Source organism: Aquimarina sp. I32.4 (genome assembly GCF_002924285.1).
Lineage (GTDB): Bacteria > Bacteroidota > Bacteroidia > Flavobacteriales > Flavobacteriaceae > Aquimarina.
The window spans coordinates 1-2,585 of the sequence record NZ_PGUB01000209.1 but is presented as its reverse complement, the minus strand read 5'-3'; the positions used below and the strand labels follow the sequence as shown (position 1 = coordinate 2,585).

Here is a 2,585-nt window from a genome sequence, read left to right as displayed (position 1 = left end):
TAAGTGATAGACAGGGATTGCCTCTTGCCCTGTCAGAACCTTTAGCAGGTAATCATAATGATCTCTATGATATTGAGCTTCAATTCGAGGTAGTAACATCAACATTGGAAGACGCTAATATTTCTATAGAGGGGTTATTTCTCAATGCAGATGCAGGCTTTGACGCCAAGAACTTTAGAAACTCATGTGATAAAAAGGATATTAATGCAAATGTATGTTTCAATAAACGTAATGGAGACCTAGACAGAGATGAATATTTCGACCAAGAACTTTACAATGAAAGATATGCTATAGAGAGAACCAATGCTTGGATGGATAGCTATAGGTCACTGCTCAATAGGTATGATACTACCGTAACTAGTTGGATAGGTTTCAATTACCTGTCATTCATTGTCATAGCGATTAAAAAATTTAAAAAAAAGAACTAGAAAAAGTTTAAATCAGTTCAATAATCAGAAAATGAAAATTAGAAAAAGTGTGTTTTTTTTAACGCTAATACTAACAATCAATTATTCCATTGCACAAAGCATAAATGATACGATTTTCACCAATGTTGTATTAATCCAAAAGGAAGATATTGTACAAGACAATAACGATTACCTGATAGATGTTATTATGGATTTTGATTTTAAAAAAACTCCTATTATTTTTAATAATTCCAGACTTTCAAAATCTTTTTTTATAAATAAATTATTTAAAGATAAGCCAATCATATTAATAACCCCAGATTGGAAATTTTATGAAAAAGTTGTAGAAGAAGCTCAACGAATGGGAGGTTGTATTGAGCCAGCTACTACGAACATATTCTATCAAAGAAAATACCTTAAAAATATATCAAAAGTTGATAGCGTTCAAATATCAGGGAATCAGCCAAAAATGGTTTTTAATTCAAGAGTAAAAGGTTTGAAAACTGATGACACTATAATATTCTATTATACTGAATCATATGGTTCAATGTGTTGTCCAATAGACCCAAAATGGAAAGTAAAAGAGAAATTAGATAATTTTATTACTTCTTTTGAAGCAACAAACAATATCAAATTAGGAGATGCCTATGTGAAAATAACAGGAAAAGAAGGGGAGCATATTGTTTATTTTACACTATCAAATTTGAGTAAAAAACAGAAACTTGCTTTTTTACAAGGAGTAAGGGGTGGGATTTATTTCAAAAATGCAGACAGAAAATATATTGAGATTAATCCTCAAATTTTCACGCCTAGATCTATTCAAAAAGAAGGATTAAAATTAGTACCTAGATTATAACTTTAATTTATACCCTTTTCTTTCTAACCAACCTGTAAAAAATACTACTAGAAGGGCAAACCCAAAAGAAACAAGTAATCCTATTATAGAAGTATTTAAGAAATCAGGTAATTTAAGGCCAGTAATATTATAAAGAGGATATAAAAAATAAGGAATCATATAACAAGTTAATGTTGCTGTACCAGCAGCTCCAATTACTGTTGCCCAGCCTGTTTGTTTTTTTACATCGGCAATGTAGTATAATAAAACAAACATAAAAAAGCCAATTCCAGTACATATAGCTAACCAAGAAGGAGTTCCTTGTATTTTTGAAATACCCCAATAGGATCTGGTTAGTAAGCCATAAGCAATATTTGCAACTCCCAATGATATAAGAAGTACATAGCACCACTTAATGTTATCTTTTGAGAGCTTTTTAAATGTCAAGGTTGCTACTACTCCTGCGGTAGTAAATGCAGGAATGGTTCCTGAATAGAGTGTAGAAAAAATGCGAGTAACATCATTTCTGAATATGCCATCATGTGTTTGATTTAGCACGGATAGAACATTAAAAAGAATCCATGCTATAACCATTACAGAGATACTATTTTTACTGTAGAGATATATTAATGCATTAATTATATAAGCCCAACCTATCAGTCCCAAAATACCCCACCAATGTGTTTCCATCCAGTTTTCTCCTTGAGAGCCTCCTTTGTATATAACAGCAAGAAAAATAAGAATAAGAAAGCCAGTAATTTGAAAATAAATATGCCATTTTTGGGGAACAGGACTTCTTTTCCAATTCATCCAGATAAGTACTACAGCCGTAGCCATAAGGATGCACCATACATATTTTCCAAGAAATATACTCTCATGGTAAGCACTTTCATAATTTACCATAAAAACACCAATAAGTAATAGCGATATTGATCGTATCACGATATGTTTAGCAATCAGCAGGCGACTTTCTTTTTTTGCAAGTCTGTGTTGGATAGCATATGGTATACTAAGACCTACAATAAATAAAAACAAAGGAAATATGATATCAGAGAACCCCATATAGTCTTCACTTGCAGATGCATGTTTAAGCCATTTTGGGATATTGATAAGTGACCAAAATTCATTTACCCAAATCATTAATACCATGGTTAGGGCTCTTAAAATATCTATGGATGCTATTCTCATTTTTCCTGTGTCTTTATTCTGCGTTTAGTTGCGATATTTAGGGTAAGTGTTGAACTAATCCTCGTTGCCTCGGGAGCTTTTTTTTAGCTACTTACAAAAATACCTTAACTTGATGACTCGACAAAAATCTTAAGCATATGTATATAAAAAAAGTC

At 31.7% G+C, this 2,585-nt stretch carries 3 protein-coding genes; 2 read left to right on the top strand and 1 reads right to left on the bottom strand.

Features of this window, described 5'->3' with window-relative positions; all coding sequences use genetic code 11:
• Together CVD18_RS21945 and CVD18_RS21940 are read left to right on the top strand one after the other, a co-directional pair.
• Window positions 1-428, top strand: a 428-nt coding sequence (locus tag CVD18_RS21945) for a transposase (protein ID WP_146052808.1), incomplete at its 5' end; no start/stop codon positions are given.
• Window positions 429-459: 31 nt separating this feature from the next.
• The gene (locus tag CVD18_RS21940) at window positions 460-1,263 is read left to right on the top strand and encodes a hypothetical protein (RefSeq protein WP_103867591.1); all 804 of its coding nucleotides are present in this window, start codon (window positions 460-462) and stop codon (window positions 1,261-1,263) included.
• Here the strand turns inward: CVD18_RS21940 and CVD18_RS21935 are convergent.
• The gene (locus CVD18_RS21935; protein ID WP_103867590.1) at window positions 1,258-2,430 is read right to left on the bottom strand and encodes a DUF5009 domain-containing protein; all 1,173 of its coding nucleotides are present in this window, start codon (window positions 2,428-2,430) and stop codon (window positions 1,258-1,260) included. The genes CVD18_RS21940 and CVD18_RS21935 overlap by 6 nt on opposite strands.
• Between the last annotated feature and the right edge of the window lie 155 nt (window positions 2,431-2,585).

Excerpts from the sequence above, each read along its gene's own strand:
- CVD18_RS21940 (WP_103867591.1), top strand. The coding sequence starts at position 460 with ATGAAAATTAGAAAAAGTGTGTTTTTTTTAACGCTAATACTAACAATC.
- CVD18_RS21935 (WP_103867590.1), bottom strand. The coding sequence starts at position 2,430 with ATGAGAATAGCATCCATAGATATTTTAAGAGCCCTAACCATGGTATTA.